This is a genomic window from Streptomyces virginiae (assembly GCF_000720455.1).
Taxonomy (GTDB): Bacteria; Actinomycetota; Actinomycetes; order Streptomycetales; family Streptomycetaceae; genus Streptomyces; species Streptomyces virginiae.
Genome location: NZ_JOAK01000004.1, coordinates 74677 through 95557 on the forward strand (window position 1 = coordinate 74677; position 20881 = coordinate 95557).

Sequence of the window (20881 nt, forward strand, 5' to 3'; positions counted from 1 at the left end):
CGACCACCGGCTCCGCCGGCGCACCGGGCTCGGCCCGGAGCTGCGCCTCCACGCCGGCGAGGGTGAACCTTCCGCACGTTGACCCGCCGTCACCGGGGATGTTAGACAGCATGCAGTGCTACACGCAACGACCGTTGCAGGCAACGCAACACACCCGGGAGGCATCCGCATGGCCAGCGCCAGCGACCCCGTCAAGGACCTCGCCGACGAGCCGGTCGACCACCGGTTCAAGGGCCTGCCCCCGGACGCCCAGGCGGACGGCCTCACCGTCGGGCAGCTCGCCGCCCAGCGCCGCGACCTGCACACCGGCGGGTTCACCACCCCCGTCCTGACCCTCGACGCGGACGCGCTGGAGCACAACCTCGCCGCGCTCGGCACCTACGCCGCCCGCCACGACCTCGCCTTCGCCCCGCACGGCAAGACCTGCATGTCCCCGCAGCTCTTCCGCCGCCAGCTGGACCACGGCGCGTGGGGCATCACCGCCGCCGTCCCCCACCAGGCCCGCGTCTACCGCGCCTTCGGCATCCGGCGGATCTTCCTCGCCAACGAGCTCGTCGACGCGGCCGCGCTGCGCTGGGTGGCCGGCGAACTCGCCGCCGACCCCGCCTTCCGCTTCGTCTGCTACGTCGACTCCGTGCGCGGGGTCCAGCTCATGGACCGGGCCCTGCGGGGCGCGCCCGCCCGCGTCGACGTCGTCGTCGAGCTCGGCGCCGGCGAGGGCGCCCGTACCGGTGCCCGCACCGACGAGGACTGCCGCGCCGTCGCCGACGCGGTCGCCGCCACCACCACCCTGCGCCTAGTCGGCATGGGCGGTTACGAGGCCGAGGTGCCCGAGGCCGACCCCGCGCGCGTCCACGCGTACCTGCGCCGGCTGACCGCCCTCGCCGTCGAGTTCGACAAGGCGGGCCGGTTCGCGGCCGACCTCGACGAGATCGTCGTCAGCGCCGGCGGCTCCGCCTGGTTCGACGCCGTCGCCGACGTCTTCGCCGAGCTCCTGGAGCTCTCCCGGCCCGTCCTGAAGCTGCTCCGCTCGGGCGCGTACGTCTCCCACGACCACGGCTGGTACACCCGCCTGACCCCCTTCAACCGCCACCCCGAGGAGGGCGGTCTGCGCCCGGCGTTCCGTCTGTGGACCCAGGTCGTCTCCCGCCCCTCCCCCACCCAGGCCTTCGTCAACGCGGGCAAGCGCGACATCGCCTACGACCTGGGCCTGCCCGAGGCCGAACTGGTCCGCGACCCGCTCACCGGCGAGGAGCGGCCCGCCACGGGCATCCGCGTCGTGAAGCTGTCCGACCAGCACGCCTGGCTGGAGACCGGCTCGGCCGACGACGTCCGGGTCGGCGACTGGGTGGCCCTCGGCATGTCCCACCCCTGCACGATCTTCGAGAAGTGGCCGCTGATCCCGGTCGTGGAGGCCGACGGCACCGTCACCGACTACGTCCGCACCTTCTTCTAGGCCCGGCCGTGGACCTGGTCCTGCGGGGCGCCCGTGTCGTCGACGGCACGGGCGGCCCCTCGTACACCGCGGACGTCGCGGTCCACGAGGGCCGGATCGCCGCCGTCGGCAAACTGTCCGGGGGCCGCGAGACCGTCGACGCGCGCGGTCTCGTCCTGGCCCCCGGCTTCGTCGACATGCACGCCCACAGCGACCTCGCCCTGCTCCGCGACCCGGACCACAGCGCGAAGGCCGCCCAGGGCGTCACCCTCGAAGTCCTCGGCCAGGACGGCCTGTCGTACGCGCCCGTCGACGACCGCACCCTCGACGCGGTCCGGGCCGCCATCGCCGGCTGGAACGGCCCCGGCGACGACGTCGACTTCGACTGGCGCACCGTCGGCGGGTACCTCGACCGGCTGGACCGCGGCTTCGGCGGCGAGGGCGTAGCCGTCAACGCCGCCTACCTCGTCCCCCAGGGCACGGTCCGCGCCCACGTCGTCGGCTGGGACGACCGCCCGGCGACCGCGGCCGAACTGGACCGGATGCGCGCCCTCGTCGCCGACGGCCTCGCGCAGGGCGCCGTCGGCATGTCCTCCGGGCTCACCTACACCCCCGGCATGTACGCCTCCGGCAGCGAACTGGGCGAACTGTGCCGGGTGGTGGCCCGCTACGGCGGCTACTACTGCCCCCACCACCGCAGTTACGGCCGGGGCGCCCTCGCCGCCTACACGGAGATGGTGGACCTGGCCCGGGAGGCCGGCTGCGCCCTGCACCTCGCCCACGCCACCATGAACTTCGGCGAGAACGAGGGCCGCGCCCCCGAACTCCTCGCCCTCCTCGACACGGCTCTGGACGCGGGCGCCGACATCACCCTGGACAGCTACCCGTACACCCCCGGCTGCACCACCCTCGTGGCACTGCTGCCGAGTTGGGCGAACGCGGGCGGCCCGGAGGCGGTCCTGGCCCGGCTGCGCGACGACGACCAGGCCGCGCGGATCCGGCACGCGCTGGAGACCGAGGGCGCCGACGGCTGCCACGGGGTCCCCGTCGACTGGTCGACGATCGAGGTCTCGGGCGTCGCCGACCCCGCGTACGCCGCTCACGTGGGCACCCGCGTGGACGGCTGGGACACCGCCCGCCGGCTCCTGATCGGCGACCGGCTCGCGCCGACGGTCCTCCAGCACGTCGGCCACGAGGAGAACGTCCGGACGATCATGCGCCACCGCGCCCACACCGGCGGCTCCGACGGCATCCTCCAGGGCGCGAAACCGCACCCGCGGGCGTACGGCACCTTCCCGCACTACCTGGGGCACTACGTCCGCGAACTCGGCCTGCTCTCCCTGGAGGAGTGCGTCGCGCACCTGTCCGGCCGCCCCGCGGCGCGGCTGCGCCTGCCCGACCGGGGCCTGGTCCGCGTGGGCCACCGGGCCGACCTCGTCCTCTTCGACCCGGACACGGTCGCGGCCGGCTCCACGTACGAGCGGCCCCGCACGCTGCCCACCGGGATCCCGCACGTCCTGATCGGCGGACGGTTCGTGATGCGCGACGGGCGCAGGACCCAGGTGCTGGCCGGACGTTCGGTGCGCCGGACCGAGCGCGGGCCACGGTGAACGCGCCACCTACGATGGCCCCATGGTCGCCTTCGCCCTCGCCGCCCTGCTGTTCCTCGCGTTCTGCATAAGCGTCCGGCAGGACCGGCGCCGCTTCAGCAACGCCGTACTCCTGGGACTGACCTTCCTCACGGCCTTCTCCGCCCTCTTCCTCCAGGTGGGCAAGCTGCCCTTCTGGGCGGCCGTCACGGTCGTCGTCCTCACCTTCGCCTCGCCCGCGTTCGGCATCCTGGCGCTCGGCGTCCTCCTCGTGCGCAACGGCATGACCATGGTCCGCAAGGAGGGCTTCCGCCCGGCCAACCTGCTGTCGATGCTCGCGGGCCTCGCGATCTTCGCGCTGATCGCGTTGCTGATCCTCGTCGCCGTGGTCGGCTCCCCCGTCCTCGGCGGCATCGCCGGAACCCTCACCGTCGTCGCCGGCTACGTCTCCTTCGTCTTCTTCTGCTTCCTCGGCTACGCGTTCCTCTACGGCCGGATCAAGGTGCGCGGCGACATCGACCACGTGGTCATGCTGGGCTCGGGCCTGATCGGCGGGGACCGCGTGCCGCCGCTGCTGGCCTCACGCCTGCGCAAGGGGCAGCAGATCTACGAGCGCCAGCTGGCCCGCGGCGGCCGGCCGCCGGTGCTGCTCGTCTCGGGTGGCAAGGGCTCGGACGAAAAGGTCGCGGAGGCCCGGGCGATGGCGGACTGGCTGATCGCGGAGGGCGTGCCGGCGGACCACATCGTGCTGGAGGACCGGTCCACGACGACCGAGGAGAACATGCGCTTCAGCCGGGAGATCATGGAGGCGCACGATCCGGCGTACCGGTGCGTGGTCGTCACCAACAACTTCCACGCCTTCCGGGCCGCGATGCTGGCGCGCAAGACCGGCGTCAACGGGCAGGTGCTGGGCTCCCCCACCGCGAAGTACTACTGGCCGAGCGCGACCATCCGCGAGTTCGTCGCGATCTTCTGGGAACACCGGACCGTGAACCTCGCCATCTGCGGCCTGCTGGCCGTCTTCGGCGCGCTCGGCACGCTGGCCGCGGTCCTCGTCTGACGCGCGGCGACGACGGAGAAGGTGCCGTGACTCCCCCCTTGGCAGTCACGGCACCGGTCACCGTACGAATCAGACCCGCTGCCAGAGCGCCGGGACGTTCGGCGGCTCCCAGCCGGTCTGGGCCTGGTGGCCCTGGAGGCAGCGGTAGGTCGCGCCGCCGTGGGTGACGCTCGCGCCGGCCGCGTAGACGGTGCCCGCCTTCCAGGTGCCGCCCGGCTCGGGCTCGCCGGGACCGGGGCCGGGGCCCGGATCGCCGCCGCCGACCTTGAGGGTCAGCCCGTACGCCGACAGGATCGGGTTCAGCGGCTGGAAGAAGGTGGTCCCGCCGCCGGAGCAGTTGCCGGAGCCGCCCGAGGTCACGCCCTGGGCCTGGCTCCCGGAGATGTAGGAGCCGCCGGAGTCGCCCGGCTCGGCGCAGACCGTCGTACGGGTCACGCCGGAGATGGTGCCCTCGGGGTAGGTGACGCTGGTGTTGTGCTGCTGGATCGTTCCGCAGTGCCATCCGGTGGTCGAGCCGGACCGGCACACCGAGGCCCCCACCGGCTGCAGCACCGAGCCCGCGACCTGCACGTTCGCGCCGCCGCTGCCCTTCACGTACGGGGTCGAGGTCCAGTTCGTGTTCGCGGCGACCCACGCCATGTCGTTGCCGGGGAAGACCGAGGCCTGGAAGGAGCCCTGGGCGACCTGGTTGAAGCCGGAGGTGGTCGTCCCGGCGCGCCCGCAGTGCCCGGCGGTGGCGAAGCCGTTCACGGTCCCCTTGGTCACGGGGAAGCCGACGGAGCAGCGGCCGCTGCCGTTCATGTAATAGGCGTCCCCGCCGCGCAGGTCGTAGAGCGGACGCGGGGCCTGTGCCGTACGGACCACCGTGACCTGGGCGGCGTCGGTGCCGGTGGCGGCGAGCAGCCGGGCCGCCGCGCCCGCCTCGGTCTCCTCGACGACGAGCGTGTTGGAGCGCGGGTCCACGTAGCGGACGGGGGTCGCGGGGCCGGCGGCCCGGTCCAGCGCGGCCTTGGCGCCGTCGAGGTCGGCCAGGGTACGGGCGACCAGCTGCGCCCGGGCCCCGGCGGCCCGTATCGCGGCGGTGTCGGCGGCCCGCGTGGTGGCGACGGTGAGGGTGCCGGCGTCGGCCCCGTCCACCCAGGCCCCGGCGAAGGCCGCGCCGAGCCGGTCCCGGAGGCGGGCGGCGGTGGCCCCGGCCTCGGCTTCGTGTACGAGACGGGCCTTGGCCTGCGTGGGGGTCAGGCCGAGGTCGCGCTGCATGGCGGCGAGCAGCTCGGGAGGTGCGTCGGCGGTCCGCAGGGTGGTGGCCGCCGAGGGCACCGCGGGGGCGGGGGCCGGGTCGGCGACGGCGCCGCCGGTCCCGGCCAGCAGCAGCCCGGCGGCGGCCAGGGCGGTACACGCCGCGCGGGCGTGTCGCTTGAGCATGGGGGATCTCCTCGGTTTCCGGTGGGGGTCTGCGGAAACCGTAGAAATCCGAACCTTCCTGCGGGAGCTGTCAGTTGGACCCTCCCCCGGCGGTATGCCCCTCACCCCGCGGCGGCCGAGGTGCGTTCATGGGGCGGCGGCCGGAGTATGGGGGCAGGGAAACCGTAGGAGGTACGCGATGGTCAGTGAACCCGACGAGCAGCCCACACGGTCGGACCGGCTCTTCACGGGCGGGGAACGGCCGTACGACCCCGAAGACCTCGTGATGGCGACAGGCCACGACCCGACTCCGGAGCGGGTCGAGAAGGCCCGCAAGTTGATCGAGAAGGAGGGCCCGCAGGTCATCGAGCGCTACCTGCCCTAGCCCCCGGCAACACCCAACGGCTGCCCCACCCGCCCCGTCCCCGCCCCACCGCGGAGCGGGGCGGCGCCGCGCTCCCGCAGCCCCACCGACCCACCCAGCCCACTCAGCCCCGCCGGCCCACCCAGCCCCGCCGGCGTTTGAGGCGCGGGGGCGCGGGGGCAACGGCGCCGCACCCGGCAACTCAACGCACCGCACCGCACGCATTACGCCGCAGGCCACGGCGCGGCCGACCGCAACCCCCCGGAAACCGGAGCCGGAGCGGAAACCGGGACCGGAGCCGCCCGCAGGGCCGAGCCCCCACCCGCCGCCCGCCCCAGGGCCTCGGCATGGGCAGCCCTCGCATGCCCCAGCACCTCCACCGCCCGCGCAGCGACCCGCGCGGCGGGATGCCACCCGAGCACGTGCCGCCACACCAGCGGGGTCCCGGCGAGCGGCCGGGTGACCACCCCCGGGGTCGCCGGGAACGTGGCCCGGCACAGCCCCACGGCCCGCCCCACCTGCACCAGGTGCACACAGGAGGCCGTGTCGGTCTCGTAGACGCAGGCGGGCGTGAAGCCCGCCCGCACGCACGCCGCGGCGAAGCAGTCGCCGAAGCACCCGTCGCCGGGGACGTCCGTCCACGCCTCGGCGGCCAGCTCGGCCAGCTCGACCTCATCGCGCGGAGCCCGCTCCAGGGCCAGCGGGTGCTCCTCGGCCAGCATCACGTGCACCGGATCCCGCGCCACCTCCATCCACGCCAGCCGCCCGGGCTCCGGCGGCGCGCTCTCCCCGCAGACTCCGACCAGCGCGAAGTCCAGGCGCCCTTCGGCGACGCTCCCGGCGACCTCCCTCTCCGACCAGGAGGTGTACGTGGTCACCGGAACCCCGGGCTCCTCATCGGCGAGCCGGTCCACGAGCCCGCCGAGCAGCGGCCCGTGCGTCCCGCCGAGCCGGTAGCCCTGCGCCCCCTGCCGTGCGAACCGCTGCGCCTCCTCCTGGAGCTCGCACACCGCGGGCAGCAGCACCCTGGCCCGCTCCAGCACCAGCTCCCCGAGCGCGGTGGCCCGTACGCCCTCCCGCCCGCGCACGAACAGCGTGCCGCCCAGCGCCCGCTCGACCCGCTTCAGCTGCGCGCTGAGCGCGGGCTGCGCCAGACCGAGCACGGTGGCGGCCCGGGTCAGGCTCCCGGCGTCGGCGACGGCCCTGACGATCTTGAGATGCCTCAGCTCCAGATCCATGACACGGAGCTTGGTCCAGACTTATAGACGTGCGCTATGGGTCGGACGCATCCAGAATCGTTAATGCTCGTTAGCCGCCAGGGGGCCACGACCCTAAGGACAGGTAAATGCACACACTCGAAGTCGACTGGGACCACCCCACGGACCCGCGACCCGGTCCGCGGCTCGACCACGTCCGCGACTACGTCAGCACCGCCGGCGCCGACGGGCACCTGTGGCACGGCGTCCCCACCCTGCTGCTCACGACGCTCGACCGCACCACCGGCACCACCGTACGCATCCCGCTGATCTACGGCGAGGACGCCGGCCGTTTCCTTGTCGTGGCCTCCGCCGACGGCGCCCCGGACCACCCCCACTGGTACCGCAACCTCACCGCCCACCCGGAGGTCCGCCTCCAGGTGGGCGCGGCCACCTTCGAGGCGACGGCGCACACCGCCACCGCGACGGAACGGGAGGTGTACTGGGAGATGATGACCGCCCTGTGGCCCCCGTTCGAGGACGACCAGGCGGCCGCCCGGCCCCGCGAGATCCCCCTGGTGATCCTGGAACGCCTCCCGGGTCGCTGAACCCTCAGGCGTCCGCCGCCTCCCGGCGGGCGGCGATCTCGTGGAGTTCCTCCTCCGTGAGCGCGATCCCGAACACCGTGCGCAGGGTCCCGTCCAGCGCCTCCCCGGCGATCTCCTCGGTGGTGCTCGACCCGTCGGGGAGGGTGGTGACGAGCTTCAGGTCGTCCAGGCTGTGGTGGGCGGCCGGGGTCATGCGCTGCGCGAAGAGCCGGCGGACGAACGGGGAGCGCGCGTTCGTGCCCACGAAGTGGCTGCCGACGGCGTAGTCGATCGGGTACTGGGCGGTGAGGGTGAAGGTGTGCCGGTCGATCCAGGGCGTCGGGACGCGATCGGGGTCGTCGTCCGGCCCGGACGGGCCGGGGGCGGTCTGGTACAGCCACCACTGATCGATGCCGTGGGCGCCGGGCCGCCGTTCCAGCCGGTGCCGCCAGCCGTCGTACGCGACGTGGGCGCCGTCGGCGAGTTCGATCGGTCCGAGCGGACCGGCCCCGAAGCCGACGTCGCACAGCCACTCGCGGTCGTCGTCGCGGGCGGTCACGGCGAGCAGGCCGTGGGTGGCGGGGAGCACCTTGGGCGCGCCCAGGCTGACCCGCCCGATCATGCCGGTGACGTGGAACCCGAGGCGTTCGACGGCTGCGGCGAAGAGGAGCACGTGCTCGAAGCAGTAGCCGCCGCGACGGTCCCGTACGAGGCGGGCCTCGACGGAGGGCAGGTCGAGCGGCAGGTCCCGGCCGAGGACGGCGTGGACGTTCTCGAAGGGGATGCCGGTGGTGTGCGCCCGCTGGAGGTCCCGCAGGACGGCGAGGGTGGGCTCGCGGGGGCCGTCGTACCCGATCCGGGCCAGATAGGCGTCGAGGTCGAGCACCTCGCCGGACCACCGGTCGGGCCGGTGGTCGGTCGGGCTGGGCACGGGGGCGAGGAGGGGGGCGGGGATGTCGGCTGACCGGATGTTCATGACTCCAGCCTGCTACCTCGACCTACCTTGAGGTCAAACCGGAATGCGGCCCTTCCGTGCACAACCGCGGCCCGAGCCGGGACCGCAGGGCCCGGGCGGTGGACCGCACCTCGTCGTCCATGGAGCCGCCCGCGACGACGTCGAGCACGGCGAGCACGAGGTCGGCCTCCGCCCGGGTGAGGAGGGGCAGGCGTTCGGGTTCGGCCGGGGATTCGATCTCCTCGGCCACGATGCTGGTGTACAGGTCGTCGAGCGTCACGTGGGAGAAACGCGCCGGCCCGACCCCGGTCACGGCCGGAGCGGTTCACGCCCGGTCGTAGACGGTCACCTCGATGTCGCGCTCGCACAGCGCCCCGGTGACCAAGGGCTCGACGCGCGACCAGACGCCGCCCGCGAGCCCGCATCCGATCCTCGGCATGTGCACGCTCGCACCCAGCTCGACGGCGTGCCCGGCCAGCGCGACCAGGCAGCGCTCCAGCGCGTCGTAACGGATCGGCGGGCCCCCGCTCCCGGTCCGCATCCCGCGCTGCCCGACCATGTTGGCGACCCATACGTCGGGCTTCACCCGCACCAACTGCACGGCGCCCAGCCCGAAGTCGTTGCCGCTGCGCCCCCGGTGCCAGGCCCGGTACGCGGCCTCCGGCTCGGCCCACCGCTTCGAAACGGCCAGCACGAACCCCTTTCCCCACCCCCCGAGGTCGTTGCAGACATGGGCGATGACCTTGGGCCCTTTGGCCTGGGGACTCGTCGCATCCCCCGCGATGATCCGCAGCGACTTCATACCCGGACGATACGACGCCCCACCGACAACGCCGCAGCGGAGAGGGAGGCCGAGCGGTACCCGGCGAACCCCATCCCCCGGCGGTGGCAAGCCACGCGCTGCGCGGACGGCGGCGCCGGAAGGGTGCGGGGGGCTTCGGGGGCGGGGTTCGTGCTGGTCGGGATCAGGGTTTGGGGGTTTCCCGCCCCCCAGGCCGCCCCCACGCTTCCCGGCCCCGCCCAGGCGTCTTCCGCCCCCCGGCGCCCCGCGCGTCCCGCCCCGGCCCCGGCCGGGTGGAACGGCCCCCCGAAGCCCCCCTCAGAGGTATTCGCGGGCGAACTCCACCGCCCACTCGATCGCCGCCACCGGGACGCTGGCCGCCGCGGGGTCGATGGTCAGGCGGGCGCCCTCCCAGCCCTGGCCGTGCTCGCGGAAGATCGCGAAGTGTCCCTCCTCCAGAGTTCCTTCCGGCCTGACCAGGAACTCGATCGCCCGGTCGTCGCCATCCGTGCCGACCGTGGTGATCGCCATGTCACCGACTACGAACTCCACTGCCCCGCGCTCCTTGGTTGCCGCCGTTCAGGCATCACTCGCCCTGGTTCAGGACCCCAGCCTCTCCCGCGGTCCCGGCGCCCGCATGAGTGCGCGTACTCAGCCCGGGTACTCAGTCACCTCCGGTCCCCATCGGCCCGCCCAAGGTGACGAGGGCAACACGCACCCCCGCGCGCAGCTCGGACTCACCCATTCCATAGGTCGGACGTCGGCCGGGCCCCGGATTCCAAGGGAAGAGCGCACCCCCACCCGCCCATCGCGCCAAACGGCATAAATCGACCTTCGAGTCTGACCCGAAAAGGCAGGTCGAGCCCGCACTCGGCCCCGTAAGCTCCCGTCATGCAGGTGATCCAGTCAACGAAACTCGCCAATGTCTGCTACGAGATCCGCGGCCCCGTGCTCGAAGAGGCGATGCGGCTCGAAGCAGCAGGTCATCGCATCCTCAAGCTCAACACGGGCAACCCCGCGGCCTTCGGCTTCGAGTGCCCGCCGGAGATCCTCGAGGACATGCTCCGCAACCTGGGCTCCGCCCACGGCTACGGCGACGCGAAGGGCCTGCTGTCCGCGCGCCGTGCGGTCATGCAGCACTACCAGACCAAGGGCATCGACCTGGACGTCGAGGACATCTACCTCGGCAACGGCGTCTCCGAGCTGATCACGATGTCGATGCAGGCGCTGCTCGACGACGGCGACGAGGTCCTGGTCCCGGCGCCGGACTACCCGCTGTGGACGGCGTCCGTCTCCCTCGCCGGCGGTACGGCCGTCCACTACCGCTGCGACGAGCAGGCCGACTGGATGCCGGACCTCGCCGACATCGAGCGCAAGGTGACCGACCGCACCAAGGCGATCGTGATCATCAACCCGAACAACCCGACCGGCGCGGTCTACGACGAGGAGATGCTGCGCGGGCTGACGGACATCGCGCGCCGCCACAACCTGGTCGTCTGCTCGGACGAGATCTACGACCGGATCCTGTACGACGGCACCGAGCACTTCAACACGGCCGCGATCGCCCCGGACGTCCTGACGCTGACCTTCAACGGCCTGTCCAAGAACTACCGGGTCGCCGGCTACCGGGCCGGCTGGATGGCCGTGTGCGGCCCGAAGAAGCACGCCACCGACTACATCGAGGGCCTGACGATCCTCGCGAACATGCGGCTGTGCGCGAACATGCCCTCGCAGCACGCGGTGGCCACCGCGCTCGGCGGCCGGCAGTCCATCGAGGACCTGGTGCTGCCCGGCGGGCGGATCCTGGAGCAGCGCAACGTCGCCTACGACCTGCTCACGCAGATCCCGGGCGTGTCCTGCGTGAAGCCGAAGGGCGCGCTGTACGCCTTCCCCAGGCTGGACCCGGCGGTCTACAAGATCAAGGACGACCGGCAGATGGTCCTGGACCTTCTGCGGGCCGAGAAGATCATGGTCGTGCACGGTACGGGCTTCAACTGGCCCGAGCCCGACCACTTCCGGATCGTCACCCTGCCCAACGCCAAGGACCTCGCGGACGCCGTGACCCGGATCGGGAACTTCCTGGACGGCTACAGCCAGGTCTGATCCCGGCCAGAAGCGACCACACCGGCCAACATCAGGATCCAGCTCAACTTTAGAACCAATCCAATGTAGGATGGTCTCCTGACCACGCAGGAGGCCTCCTCATGTACGAGCCGATCCGCACGAAGCCGGTCGTCCAGCGCATGGGCGGCACCACGGTCGACTACCCCCACAGCAGCCGTGCCGAAGCGCTGGACATCCAGCTCGCCGGCCACCTCGCGGCCCTGCTCGCCGTCACCGACGAGCTCGGGCTCGACGAGGCCGCCGACACGATCGCCACCCAGATCGCCCGGCTGCGCGGGTCCCTGCCCACCCGGGCACCCCAGGGCCCCGCGGGGGACGCCGCCGCGCTGCACCGGCGCGCGCACGACCTCGCCGCCCGCGCTCTCCTCGTCGCCGCGTCCCGCGCCGACACCACCGTCGCGATCCTCACCGCCGAGCGCATGGACGCTCATGCCGCCGCCCTGGAGTCCCTGGACCTGGCCGGCGCCCTCTAGACGGCCCCGGTCCGGGGCCGCGGAGGCTCCGGACCGGGTGCCATGACCGGCCGAACTGCCCTTCCGGAACCGGCCGAGGCCCCTTCCGGGGCGCTCCCCGCGGCCCGCCCCGCGGACAACGAATTGGACAGATCCCCGCGCTCCGAACACGATGTTGGCTGAAACATCGCGGCAGCACGGGGGAGGCCGCTCATATGGACCATCTCCTCCACTCCGCTTCGTCCCCGATCGAGCACCCTGGAGAGATGCGCCCATGAGCTTCGGCGATCCGAACAACCCCTACGGCCAGCAGCCCCCGCAGGGCCAGCCCGGCTACGGGCAGCAGGCCCCGCAGGGCGTCCCCCCGCAGTACGGCTACCCGCAGCAGCCGGCGCCGGGCGCGGCCCCGCAGTACGGCTACCCGCAGCAGACCCCGCCGCAGGCGAACTACGGCGCGTACCCGCCTCCGGGCATGCCGGGCATGCCCTCAGGGATGCCCCCGCTGGCCCACTGGGGCCTGCGCTTCGGTGCGTACCTGCTCGACATGCTGATCATCGCCGGCCCGATGTACCTGCTGATCGGCCTCGGTTCGGCGTTCGCCGGCGACGAGGCGGGCGACTCGATCGCCGGCGTGCTGGGTCTCGTCGGCATGCTGTACGCCCTCGGCATGGGCATCTTCCAGCTCTACAAGGAAGGCACCACCGGCCAGACGCAGGGCAAGAAGATCGTCGGCATCAGCCTGCACCGCGAGGCCGACGGCGCCACGCTCGGCTTCGGCATGGCCTTCGTCCGCAAGCTGGCGCACTTCCTGGACAGCATGGCCTGCTACCTCGGCTGGCTGTGGCCGCTGTGGGACGCCAAGAAGCAGACCTTCGCCGACAAGGTGTGCAGCACCGTCGTCGTCAAGGTGAAGTGAACAGCGACGCCTGAGCGGGCATCGGCCCCGTAGGCCCCGCCCGCTACGGAACCCCGGGTGCCGGGGTCGCCGGCGTGAACTCCGCGCCGGCGACCCCGCACCAGGGCACCGTCGCCACCGGCCACACCGGGCCGACCACCTCCGCGTACTCGGTCGCGCCCGGGGCCACGCCCGGAATCCTCACCAGCGCCTGCGCCGCGCGCCGTCCCGGGTCCGCTTCGGCTCGGTCGCGGAACTCCACCGTCACGACGTACGCGCCGGCGCCCTCGGCCCGCCCGGCCGCCTCGACCGCGGCCGCCACCCGTCGGCTGGCCGGATCGACACGGCAGCCGGTGACCCGTACGTCCTCCACCGCCGCCCGCGGCGGGGCCTGCTGCGGTTCACCGCCGCTCGCCCACACGTACAGGCCCAGCGGGGCGAACACCAGCAGCCCGGCGATCGTCACCAGGCCGACCAGCCAGCCCTGCCACTTCAACGCGCTCACGCCCATGCCCCCGATCCTCCCGGGCGGCCGCCCCTCCCACCAGCACCCGCGAACTCACACAGCATTTCGAAGTGGGACCGCCTGGACACCTGACGTTCACTCAAGGTGGCGCGGAATGTGGGTTTCCGTGAGCACGCTGCACCCGTGAGACGCATCCTAGGAATCGTCCTGGGCCTCCTCCTGATCGGTGGCGTGCTCTACGTCGCACTGCAGGGGCAGGATCACCCAGAATCCACGGCAACGAAGACCGTGCGTGGCGTCATCGGTTCGGAGAAGTCCGAGTTCTTCCGCGACCCCGACGTCGTCAAGGCCCTTGCCGCCAGGGGCTACATCGTGAAGACGGAGACCTCGGGCTCCTGGGCGATGGACCAACTCGCCCTCAAGGAATTCGACTTCGCCTTCCCCGGCAGCAGTGAACCCGCCAAGGAGGTCGCGGCGGCCGCCGGCCTCAAGGGGGCCCAGGAGACCAAGCCCTTCTACTCCCCGCTGGTCGTGATCGCCCGCCCGAACGCGGCCCGGGTGCTGGCCTCGAACGGCCTCGCCACCATGACCGGCAAGAGCTCCGGGACCCTGCTGATGGGCCCCTTCCTCAAGGCCGCCGCCGAGGACCGCACCTGGCAGCAGCTGCCCGGCTCCTCCGCCCACGCCGAGCTGACCGGCACGGTGTTCGTCAAGACCACCGACCCGGCCTCCTCCAACTCCGGCGCGCTCTTCCTCGCCGCCGCCTCCAACGTCGCGAACGGCAACAGCGTCGTCGCCGACGACGCCGGCATCGAGCGCACCGCGCCCCTGATGCGCAAGCTGATCTCCGTCCAGGGCGCCCTGGAGACGAGCACCGACGACCCCTTCCGGGCCTTCATCAGCGGCAGCGGCGAACCGCTGATCCTGGTGTACGAGTCCCAGGTCGCCTCGCTGTTGATGCAGAAGCAGGACCCCGGCGAGATGGTGGTGCTCTACCCGGACACCACCGTGAACACGGCGCACACCTTCGTCCCGCTCAGCGACGACGCGAAGGAGCTGGGCACGCTCCTCGCCACCGATCCGAAGCTGCGGGAGCTGGCCGTGCTCCGCGGGTTCCGCCCGCAGGACGGCGTGGCCGAGTTCACGGCCGCGACCGCCCCGCACGCCGACCACCTCAACCCGGGGCTGACCGGGATCCGCCAGGTCGGCACACCCACCGTCAAGATCCTCATGGCGCTCGCCCAGCGCGCCAAGGGCTAGGGCCAAGGGACACACCATGACACTGACACCTCCCGAGGACGCCCCGCTCGTCCTCAGCGCTCCCGAGCCCGTCGCCCCCGTCCGCAAGGAGCAGGCCACCGGTCTGGTACCGCTCCAGGACGGCGTCCGCGACGAGATGGCCCGCCGGGCCGGGGAGTACGTCGGCTCGCTCGCCGGGATCGACGCCCGCTCCCCCGAGTTCGCGCAGCGCATCGGCGAGATCACCGCGCTCGGCTCGGCCGACGTCCGCACCGCCGCCCAGCAGTCCAACCGGATGCTGGAGCGGGCCGTGCGCTCCCTCGGCTCCGACGGCGGCGGCGACGCCCAGGCGCGCGTCGCCGGCTCCCTCGTCGAGCTGCGGCGCACCGTCGAGGACCTCGACCCCCGGGACAGCCCCGCCAAGGGCGCCCGCAGGCTGCTCGCGAAGCTGCCGGGCGGCAACAGGTTCCGCGACCACGTGGCGAAGTACGCCTCCTCGCAGGCCACCTTGAACCGGATCGTGGGGGCGCTGCGCAGCGGCCAGGACGAGCTGCGGCGCGACAACGCGGCCCTGCACACCGAACGTTCCCGGCTGTGGGAGACGATGGGCAGGCTCCAGGAGTACGCCGTCCTCACCGAGGCCCTGGACACCGCCGTCGGGCAGCGGGTCGCCGAGGCCGAGCACACCGATCCGCAGGAAGCCGACGCACTGCGCGCGGACGTGCTCTTCCCGGTCCGCCAGAAGCACCAGGACCTGCTGACGCAGCTGGCCGTCTGTGCCCAGGGCTACCTGGCGATGGACGTGGTCCGGCGCAACAACGACGAGCTGATCAAGGGCGTCGACCGGGCGGCGACCACCACCGTCTCGGCGCTGCGCATCGCGGTGATGCTGGCTTCGGCCCTGGACAGCCAGCGCACGGTGATCGAGCAGGTCAACGCCCTGAAGGGGACCACCGAGGACCTGATCCGGGGCAACGCGGACATGCTGTCGACGCAGAGCGGCGAGATCCAGCGGATCGCGGCCGATCCGGCGGTGGGCGCGCAGACGCTGCGGACGGCCTTCGCGCAGATCTACAAGACGCTGGACGCGATCGACAGCTTCAGGGCGCAGGCCACGGAGAACATGGCCGCGACGGTGGAGTCCCTCGCCGGTGAGCTGCAGAACGCGTCGGCGTACCTGGCGCGGACGCGGACCGCCGGCGCGCTCGAGGGCGGTGCCCTGTGAGGGGGCGCGCCGGCCGCGTCTGGGTCGCCGGTGCGGTCCTCGCCTCGCTCGTCGGCGCGAGCGGCTGCACGTCCGGCGGTGCGGCCGAGCCGGAGGGGTCGGTGTACAAGGAGGGCACTCTGCGGGTGCTGGCCTCCAGTGAGCTCGCGGACATGGAGCCGGTGCTGGAGCAGGCGCGGAGGGCGACCGGGGTCACGGTGAAGCTCACCTGGTCGGGGACGCTGGACGCCGCCGAGCAGGTCGCCTCCGGGCAGGCGGACGGCAAGTACGACGCGATCTGGCTGTCCTCCAACGACTATCTGCGGCTGCGGCCCGAGGCCGCCGGGAAGCTCTCCAGCGAGACCCCGGTGATGTCCTCGCCCGTCGCCCTCGGTGTGAAGCCGGAGGCGCTGGCCCGGCTCGGCTGGAAGCCCGGTGAGGTCACCTGGCCGGCGGTGCACGAGGCCGTCGCCGCGGGGAGGCTGACGTACGGGATGACCGATCCGGTGCGCTCCAACTCCGGTTTCTCCGCGCTGGTCTCGGTGGCGTCGGGCCTGTCGGGTGCGCAGGCGGCGCTGAGCGACGCGGACGTGAAGGCGGCCACGCCCCGGCTGAAGGAGTTCTTCGCCGGGCAGAAGCTGACGTCTGGCTCCTCGGGCTGGCTGGTGGCCGCGTACGGCAAGCGCGGGGACGTGGACGCGCTGGTGAACTACGAGTCGGTGCTGCTGTCCATGAACCGTGACGCGAGGGGCGGCGGGGCGCCGCTGACGGTGGTCCGGCCGCGCGACGGTGTGGTGACCGCCCATTACCCGCTGACCCTGCTGACGTCGGCCCCGGCCGGGGCCCGCGATGCGGGGCGGGCGCTGACGGACTACCTGCGCGGCGCCGAGGCGCAGCAGGCGATCACCGGGCAGACTTTCCGCCGTCCGGTCGCGGCCGGGGTGGCTCCGGCGGCCGGGCTGGACCGGGAGAAGCGGCGCGAGCTGCCGTTCCCGGGGTCGCGTGTCGTCGCCGACGGGCTGCTGGCCAGTTACGAGAACGAGCTGCGCAGGCCTTCGCGGACGGTGTACGTGCTGGACACCTCGGGGTCGATGGGCGACGGGGACCGCATCGGGCGGCTGAGGTCGGCGCTGACCGATCTGACGGGCAGTGGCAGTTCGGGGACCGGGAGGCGCTTCCGGGACCGTGAGGAGGTGACCCTGCTGCCTTTCGGGTCGAAGGTGAAGGAGGTGAACACGCACGTGGTGGAGCCGGGTAATCCGGGGCCGGCGCTGGATGCGATCCGCCGGGACGTGAAGTCGCTGGAGCCGGAGGGCGGTACGGCGGTCTACGGCAGCCTGGAGGCGGCGTACCAGCAGCTGGGTAAGGGCGCCGTGGACGCCTTCACCTCGATCGTGCTGATGACGGACGGCGAGAACACCGAGGGTGTCGGGGCCAAGCACTTCGATTCCTTCTACGCGGCGCTGCCCGAGGCGCAGAAGCGGACGCCGGTCTTCGCGGTGCTGTTCGGCGATTCGGACCGCAAGGAACTCACCCACATCACCGAACTGACCGGCGGGCGGCTGTTCGATGCCACCGGCGGGAACGGTTCGCTGGCCGGAGCCTTCGAGGAGATCCGTGGCTACCAGTAGGGCGTCCGGGGCCTTGAGGTACCTGGAGTCGGGAAAGAACCTGGCCGGCTCCGCGTGCGGCGTGGCCGGCCTGGCCCTCACCCTCGCGGGGGTGGCCGGTGCGTACTGGCCGGTGGTGGTCGCCGGGCTGTACGGGGCGGGTGCGCTGATCGCCCCGCCGGAGCGGACGGCGCCGCCGCCCTTCGATCCGCGTGAGGAACTGGGCGTGCTGCGCGAGGACTTCGGACGGCTGCGGGGGTACGTGGCGCAGGTGGAGGTGCCGTCGGGGGCCGGGGACGCGCTCGCGGAACTGCTGGATCTGTACGGGGCGCTGCTGGAGCCGGGGTGGGTGGCCGATGTGCTGGTCACCGATCCGGAGGCGGTGCACGCGGTGTCCCGGGCGGTGCGGCAGGACGTGCCGGAGAGCGTGGACGCGTACAACCGGACCCGCTGGTGGAGTCGGATGGCGCCGGGCGGCGAGTCGCCGGAACGGCACCTGGAGCGGCAGCTGGGGCTGCTGCGCGAGGAGGCGCGACGCGTAACGGCGGGCCTCCACGAGGTGGAGGCCCGCCGTCAGCAGACGCACACGACCTACCTGGAGGAGCGCGGACGCTCCTGACAGGGTGGGTCGGTGCTGCGGTGGGCGCCGCTTGGTCGGGGGCTCCCACAGCGGTGGGACGCCGCTTGGTCGGGGGCTCCCACGTTCATCAGCCCTTCTTCAGGGCGCGTCCTGGCTCAGCCCAGGCGCTCCACGAGTGCGTGGTACTGCTCCCACAGCTCCTTGGGAGTGTGGTCGCCGTAGGTGTTGAGGTGCTCGGGGACCAGGGCGGCCTCCTCGCGCCAGACCTCCTTGTCGACGGTGAGGAGGAAGTCGAGGTCCTCGGCCGGGAGGTCGAGGCCGTCGAGGTCGAGGGAGTCCTTGGTCGGCAGGATGCCGATGGGGGTCTCGACGCCTTCGGCGGTGCCGTCGAGGCGGCCGACGATCCACTTCAGGACGCGGCTGTTCTCGCCGAAGCCGGGCCACACGAACTTGCCCGCGTCGTTCTTGCGGAACCAGTTGACGTAGTAGATCTTCGGGAGCTTGGCGGCGTCGGCGGAGGCGCCGACCTTGACCCAGTGGGCCATGTAGTCGCCCATGTTGTAGCCGCAGAACGGCAGCATGGCGAAGGGGTCGCGGCGCAGCTCGCCGACCTTGCCCTCGGCGGCGGCGGTCTTCTCGGAGGCGATGTTCGAGCCGATGAAGACGCCGTGGTTCCAGTCGAAGGACTCGGTGACCAGCGGGACGGCGGAGGCGCGGCGGCCGCCGAAGAGGATCGCGGAGATCGGGACGCCCTTGGGGTCCTCCCACTCGGGGGCGATCGTCGGGCACTGGGAGGCCGGGACGGCGAAGCGGGCGTTGGGGTGGGCGGCGGGGGTCTCCGAGGCCGGAGTCCAGTCGTTGCCCTTCCAGTCGATGAGGTGCGCGGGCGCCTCTTCGGTCATGCCCTCCCACCACACGTCGCCGTCGTCGGTGAGCGCGACGTTGGTGAAGACGGTGTTGGCGTACATGGTCTTCATGGCGTTGGCGTTGGTGTGCTCGCCGGTGCCGGGGGCGACGCCGAAGAAGCCGGCCTCGGGGTTGATCGCGTAGAGGCGGCCGTCCTCGCCGAAGCGCATCCAGGCGATGTCGTCGCCGATGGTCTCGACCGTCCAGCCGGGGATCGTGGGCTCCAGCATGGCGAGGTTGGTCTTGCCGCAGGCGGACGGGAACGCGGCGGCGACGTACTTCGTCTCGCCCTCGCCGGCCGGCGGGGTGAGCTTGAGGATCAGCATGTGCTCGGCGAGCCAGCCCTCGTCGCGGGCCATGACGGACGCGATGCGCAGGGCGTAGCACTTCTTGCCGAGGAGGGCGTTGCCGCCGTAGCCGGAGCCGAAGGACCAGATCTCGCGGGTCTCGGGGAAGTGCGAGATGTACTTGGTGGTGTTGCAGGGCCACGGCACGTCGGCCTCGCCCTCGGCGAGCGGAGCGCCGAGGGTGTGGACGGCCTTGACGAAGAACCCGTCGGTGCCGAGTTCGTCGAGGACGGGCTTGCCCATGCGGGTCATGGTGCGCATGGCGACGGCGACGTAGGCGGAGTCGGTGATCTCGACGCCGATCGCGGAGAGCTCGGAGCCGAGGGGGCCCATGCAGAACGGGACGACGTACATCGTCCGGCCCTTCATGGAGCCGCGGAAGATCCCCTTCTCGCCGGCGAAGATGTCCTTCATCTCGGCCGGGGCCTTCCAGTGGTTCGTGGGGCCCGCGTCCGCCTCCTTCTCGGAGCAGATGAAGGTGCGGTCCTCGACGCGCGCGACGTCGGAGGGGTCGGAGGCGGCGTAGTAGGAGTTCGGGCGCTTCGTCTCGTCGAGCTTCTTGAACGTTCCCTTGGCGACGAGCTCCTCGCACAGGCGCTCGTACTCGCCCTCGGAGCCGTCGCACCAGACGACGCGGTCCGGCTGGGTGAGGGCTGCGATCTCGTCCACCCAGGAGATCAGCTCCTGGTGAGTCGTCGGGATGGTGGGAGCCGCGTTGTCGCGCGCCACGATTGCTCCTTGTTGAGGGGTTTGTTTGGTGTAGGCCCCGTGGGGGCTGCGACCCGGACGCTTCGCGCTCCGCTCATCCGGTGTCGACCGCACTCATCTGATCATCCGGTGGATGTGCGCATATGTCCAGAGGGCCTCTCACGTGAGCATTGCCACGTCCGTCAATCTTCCGTAAAGAGGATGAGCGGAAACCTACGGACCCGTAGGTAGCATGGCGCGCATGACTTCTGACGCCGCCGCCGTCCCCGCCTCCGAGGCCGCAGCGACCTCCGAGGCCTCCCCGGTCGTCGAGGCCGCGGAGGCCGTCGAGTCCGCCATCGAGGCCAAGCCGCTGCTGCGCGGCTGGCTCCACCTCGGCATGTTCCCCGCCGTGATCGTCGCGGGCCTGGCGCTGATGGCCTTCACCGACTCGACCCGGGCACGCGTCGCCTGCGGGATCTACATCCTCACCGCCTGCCTCCTCTTCGGCGTCAGCGCGGTCTACCACCGCGGCACCTGGGGCCCGCGCGGCGAAGCCATCCTGCGACGGCTCGACCACGCCAACATCTTCCTGATCATCGCGGGCACCTACACCCCGCTGACCGTTCTGCTGCTCCCGCCCTCCACCGGCCGGACCCTGCTGTGGGCGGTGTGGATCGCGGCGGCCGCGGGCATCGCCTTCCGCGTCTTCTGGGTCGGCGCCCCGCGCTGGCTCTACACGCCCTGCTACATCGCCATGGGCTGGGCGGCCGTCTTCTTCCTGCCCGACTTCATGCGCACCGGCGGCATCGCCGTCCTGGTCCTGGTGATCGTCGGCGGTCTCCTCTACAGCGCCGGCGGGGTCATCTACGGCATGAAGCGGCCCAACCCCTCCCCGCGCTTCTTCGGCTTCCACGAGGTCTTCCACTCCCTGACCCTGGCGGCGTTCATCGCCCACTACGTCGGCATCTCGCTCGCCGCGTACCAGCACTGAGCCAGG

General features: G+C 72.3%; 21 protein-coding genes. 13 read left to right on the forward strand and 8 right to left on the reverse strand.

From position 1 onward, the window contains the following. The first annotated feature begins 169 nt into the window (after window positions 1–169). The 3 genes from IG86_RS0108655 to IG86_RS0108665 are packed head-to-tail and all read left to right on the forward strand — an operon-like array spanning window position 170 to window position 4084. Window positions 170–1456 (forward strand): alanine racemase, encoded by a 1287-nt coding sequence (locus IG86_RS0108655; RefSeq protein WP_030896069.1) that lies wholly within the window; start codon window positions 170–172, stop codon window positions 1454–1456. A gap of 8 nt (window positions 1457–1464) precedes the next feature. Further along, entirely contained in the window at window positions 1465–3045 is a 1581-nt protein-coding gene (locus tag IG86_RS0108660; RefSeq protein WP_030829879.1) for an N-acyl-D-amino-acid deacylase family protein, read from the forward strand. Window positions 3046–3067: 22 nt separating this feature from the next. Further along, complete coding sequence (locus IG86_RS0108665; RefSeq protein WP_030896072.1) at window positions 3068–4084, forward strand: YdcF family protein; 1017 nt, start codon at window positions 3068–3070, stop codon at window positions 4082–4084. Window positions 4085–4153: 69 nt separating this feature from the next. Here the strand turns inward: IG86_RS0108665 and IG86_RS0108670 are convergent, their stop codons facing one another. Next, window positions 4154–5509: a carbohydrate-binding protein gene (locus IG86_RS0108670; RefSeq protein WP_030896075.1), complete on the reverse strand. Its 1356-nt coding sequence runs from the start codon at window positions 5507–5509 to the stop codon at window positions 4154–4156. A 178-nt stretch (window positions 5510–5687) separates the two neighbouring features. On the opposite strand from IG86_RS0108670, the gene IG86_RS0108675 reads away from it, so the two are divergent. After that, complete coding sequence (locus IG86_RS0108675; protein WP_030034983.1) at window positions 5688–5873, forward strand: hypothetical protein; 186 nt, start codon at window positions 5688–5690, stop codon at window positions 5871–5873. Window positions 5874–6076: 203 nt separating this feature from the next. Here the strand turns inward: IG86_RS0108675 and IG86_RS0108680 are convergent, their stop codons facing one another. Continuing rightward, window positions 6077–7090, reverse strand: coding sequence for a LysR family transcriptional regulator (locus tag IG86_RS0108680; RefSeq protein ID WP_045936974.1), 1014 nt, complete (start codon window positions 7088–7090; stop codon window positions 6077–6079). 107 nt (window positions 7091–7197) lie between these two features. On the opposite strand from IG86_RS0108680, the gene IG86_RS0108685 reads away from it, so the two are divergent. Continuing rightward, entirely contained in the window at window positions 7198–7656 is a 459-nt protein-coding gene (locus IG86_RS0108685; protein WP_051785051.1) for a nitroreductase/quinone reductase family protein, read from the forward strand. 4 nt (window positions 7657–7660) lie between these two features. Here the strand turns inward: IG86_RS0108685 and IG86_RS0108690 are convergent, their stop codons facing one another. The 4 genes from IG86_RS0108690 to IG86_RS0108705 form a co-directional block, all read right to left on the reverse strand. Then, window positions 7661–8611, reverse strand: a complete 951-nt coding sequence (locus tag IG86_RS0108690; protein ID WP_051785052.1) for an arylamine N-acetyltransferase family protein — start codon at window positions 8609–8611, stop codon at window positions 7661–7663. A gap of 22 nt (window positions 8612–8633) precedes the next feature. Further along, a complete protein-coding gene (locus IG86_RS0108695; RefSeq protein ID WP_030829899.1) occupies window positions 8634–8903 on the reverse strand; it encodes a hypothetical protein in 270 nt (89 codons plus the stop codon). 12 nt (window positions 8904–8915) lie between these two features. Further along, window positions 8916–9392, reverse strand: coding sequence for a macro domain-containing protein (locus tag IG86_RS0108700; protein WP_030896084.1), 477 nt, complete (start codon window positions 9390–9392; stop codon window positions 8916–8918). Between the two features lie 297 nt (window positions 9393–9689). Then, the gene (locus IG86_RS0108705; RefSeq protein ID WP_030665735.1) at window positions 9690–9923 is read right to left on the reverse strand and encodes a hypothetical protein; all 234 of its coding nucleotides are present in this window, start codon (window positions 9921–9923) and stop codon (window positions 9690–9692) included. Window positions 9924–10262: 339 nt separating this feature from the next. On the opposite strand from IG86_RS0108705, the gene IG86_RS0108710 reads away from it, so the two are divergent. The 3 genes from IG86_RS0108710 (at window position 10263) to IG86_RS0108720 (ending at window position 12863) form a co-directional block, all read left to right on the forward strand. Continuing rightward, entirely contained in the window at window positions 10263–11474 is a 1212-nt protein-coding gene (locus tag IG86_RS0108710; RefSeq protein ID WP_030823077.1) for a pyridoxal phosphate-dependent aminotransferase, read from the forward strand. Between the two features lie 101 nt (window positions 11475–11575). Next, window positions 11576–11968 (forward strand): SCO4983 family protein, encoded by a 393-nt coding sequence (locus IG86_RS0108715; protein ID WP_030823074.1) that lies wholly within the window; start codon window positions 11576–11578, stop codon window positions 11966–11968. A gap of 253 nt (window positions 11969–12221) precedes the next feature. Further along, window positions 12222–12863 carry an RDD family protein gene (locus tag IG86_RS0108720; RefSeq protein ID WP_030823071.1) on the forward strand — a complete coding sequence of 214 codons (642 nt, stop codon included), beginning with the start codon at window positions 12222–12224 and terminating at the stop codon, window positions 12861–12863. 43 nt (window positions 12864–12906) lie between these two features. Here IG86_RS0108720 and IG86_RS0108725 read toward each other — a convergent pair whose 3' ends face one another. Beyond that, the gene (locus IG86_RS0108725) at window positions 12907–13347 is read right to left on the reverse strand and encodes a hypothetical protein (RefSeq protein ID WP_157854795.1); all 441 of its coding nucleotides are present in this window, start codon (window positions 13345–13347) and stop codon (window positions 12907–12909) included. A 144-nt stretch (window positions 13348–13491) separates the two neighbouring features. Between IG86_RS0108725 and IG86_RS0108730 the strand changes: the two genes are divergently transcribed. From IG86_RS0108730 to IG86_RS0108745, 4 genes are read left to right on the forward strand one after another with little or no spacing between them, the layout of a single operon-like run. After that, window positions 13492–14568 (forward strand): substrate-binding domain-containing protein, encoded by a 1077-nt coding sequence (locus tag IG86_RS0108730; protein ID WP_030823066.1) that lies wholly within the window; start codon window positions 13492–13494, stop codon window positions 14566–14568. A gap of 16 nt (window positions 14569–14584) precedes the next feature. Continuing rightward, window positions 14585–15772: a toxic anion resistance protein gene (locus IG86_RS0108735; protein WP_030896086.1), complete on the forward strand. Its 1188-nt coding sequence runs from the start codon at window positions 14585–14587 to the stop codon at window positions 15770–15772. After that, a complete protein-coding gene (locus IG86_RS0108740; RefSeq protein ID WP_030896089.1) occupies window positions 15769–17382 on the forward strand; it encodes a substrate-binding and vWA domain-containing protein in 1614 nt (537 codons plus the stop codon). The genes IG86_RS0108735 and IG86_RS0108740 overlap by 4 nt, the downstream gene beginning before the upstream one ends. Next, window positions 17369–17980, forward strand: coding sequence for a hypothetical protein (locus IG86_RS0108745; RefSeq protein ID WP_030823055.1), 612 nt, complete (start codon window positions 17369–17371; stop codon window positions 17978–17980). The genes IG86_RS0108740 and IG86_RS0108745 overlap by 14 nt, the downstream gene beginning before the upstream one ends. Before the next feature lie 116 nt (window positions 17981–18096). Here the strand turns inward: IG86_RS0108745 and IG86_RS0108750 are convergent, their stop codons facing one another. Continuing rightward, window positions 18097–19923, reverse strand: a complete 1827-nt coding sequence (locus tag IG86_RS0108750) for a phosphoenolpyruvate carboxykinase (GTP) (protein ID WP_030823052.1) — start codon at window positions 19921–19923, stop codon at window positions 18097–18099. 220 nt (window positions 19924–20143) lie between these two features. Between IG86_RS0108750 and trhA the strand changes: the two genes are divergently transcribed. Further along, on the forward strand, window positions 20144–20875 hold the full coding sequence (gene trhA, locus IG86_RS0108755) for a PAQR family membrane homeostasis protein TrhA (RefSeq protein ID WP_030823049.1): 732 nt from the start codon (window positions 20144–20146) through the stop codon (window positions 20873–20875). Window positions 20876–20881: the final 6 nt, after the last annotated feature.

Bases quoted from the DNA above. Each gene is read 5' to 3' on its own strand.
- IG86_RS0108655 (WP_030896069.1), top strand. From the start codon at position 170: ATGGCCAGCGCCAGCGACCCCGTCAAGGACCTCGCCGACGAGCCGGTC.
- IG86_RS0108665 (WP_030896072.1), top strand. From the start codon at position 3,068: ATGGTCGCCTTCGCCCTCGCCGCCCTGCTGTTCCTCGCGTTCTGCATA.
- IG86_RS0108670 (WP_030896075.1), bottom strand. From the start codon at position 5,509: ATGCTCAAGCGACACGCCCGCGCGGCGTGTACCGCCCTGGCCGCCGCC.
- IG86_RS0108675 (WP_030034983.1), top strand. From the start codon at position 5,688: ATGGTCAGTGAACCCGACGAGCAGCCCACACGGTCGGACCGGCTCTTC.
- IG86_RS0108680 (WP_045936974.1), bottom strand. From the start codon at position 7,090: ATGGATCTGGAGCTGAGGCATCTCAAGATCGTCAGGGCCGTCGCCGAC.
- IG86_RS0108685 (WP_051785051.1), top strand. From the start codon at position 7,198: ATGCACACACTCGAAGTCGACTGGGACCACCCCACGGACCCGCGACCC.
- IG86_RS0108690 (WP_051785052.1), bottom strand. From the start codon at position 8,611: ATGAACATCCGGTCAGCCGACATCCCCGCCCCCCTCCTCGCCCCCGTG.
- IG86_RS0108700 (WP_030896084.1), bottom strand. From the start codon at position 9,392: ATGAAGTCGCTGCGGATCATCGCGGGGGATGCGACGAGTCCCCAGGCC.
- IG86_RS0108710 (WP_030823077.1), top strand. From the start codon at position 10,263: ATGCAGGTGATCCAGTCAACGAAACTCGCCAATGTCTGCTACGAGATC.
- IG86_RS0108715 (WP_030823074.1), top strand. From the start codon at position 11,576: ATGTACGAGCCGATCCGCACGAAGCCGGTCGTCCAGCGCATGGGCGGC.
- IG86_RS0108720 (WP_030823071.1), top strand. From the start codon at position 12,222: ATGAGCTTCGGCGATCCGAACAACCCCTACGGCCAGCAGCCCCCGCAG.
- IG86_RS0108735 (WP_030896086.1), top strand. From the start codon at position 14,585: ATGACACTGACACCTCCCGAGGACGCCCCGCTCGTCCTCAGCGCTCCC.
- trhA (WP_030823049.1), top strand. From the start codon at position 20,144: ATGACTTCTGACGCCGCCGCCGTCCCCGCCTCCGAGGCCGCAGCGACC.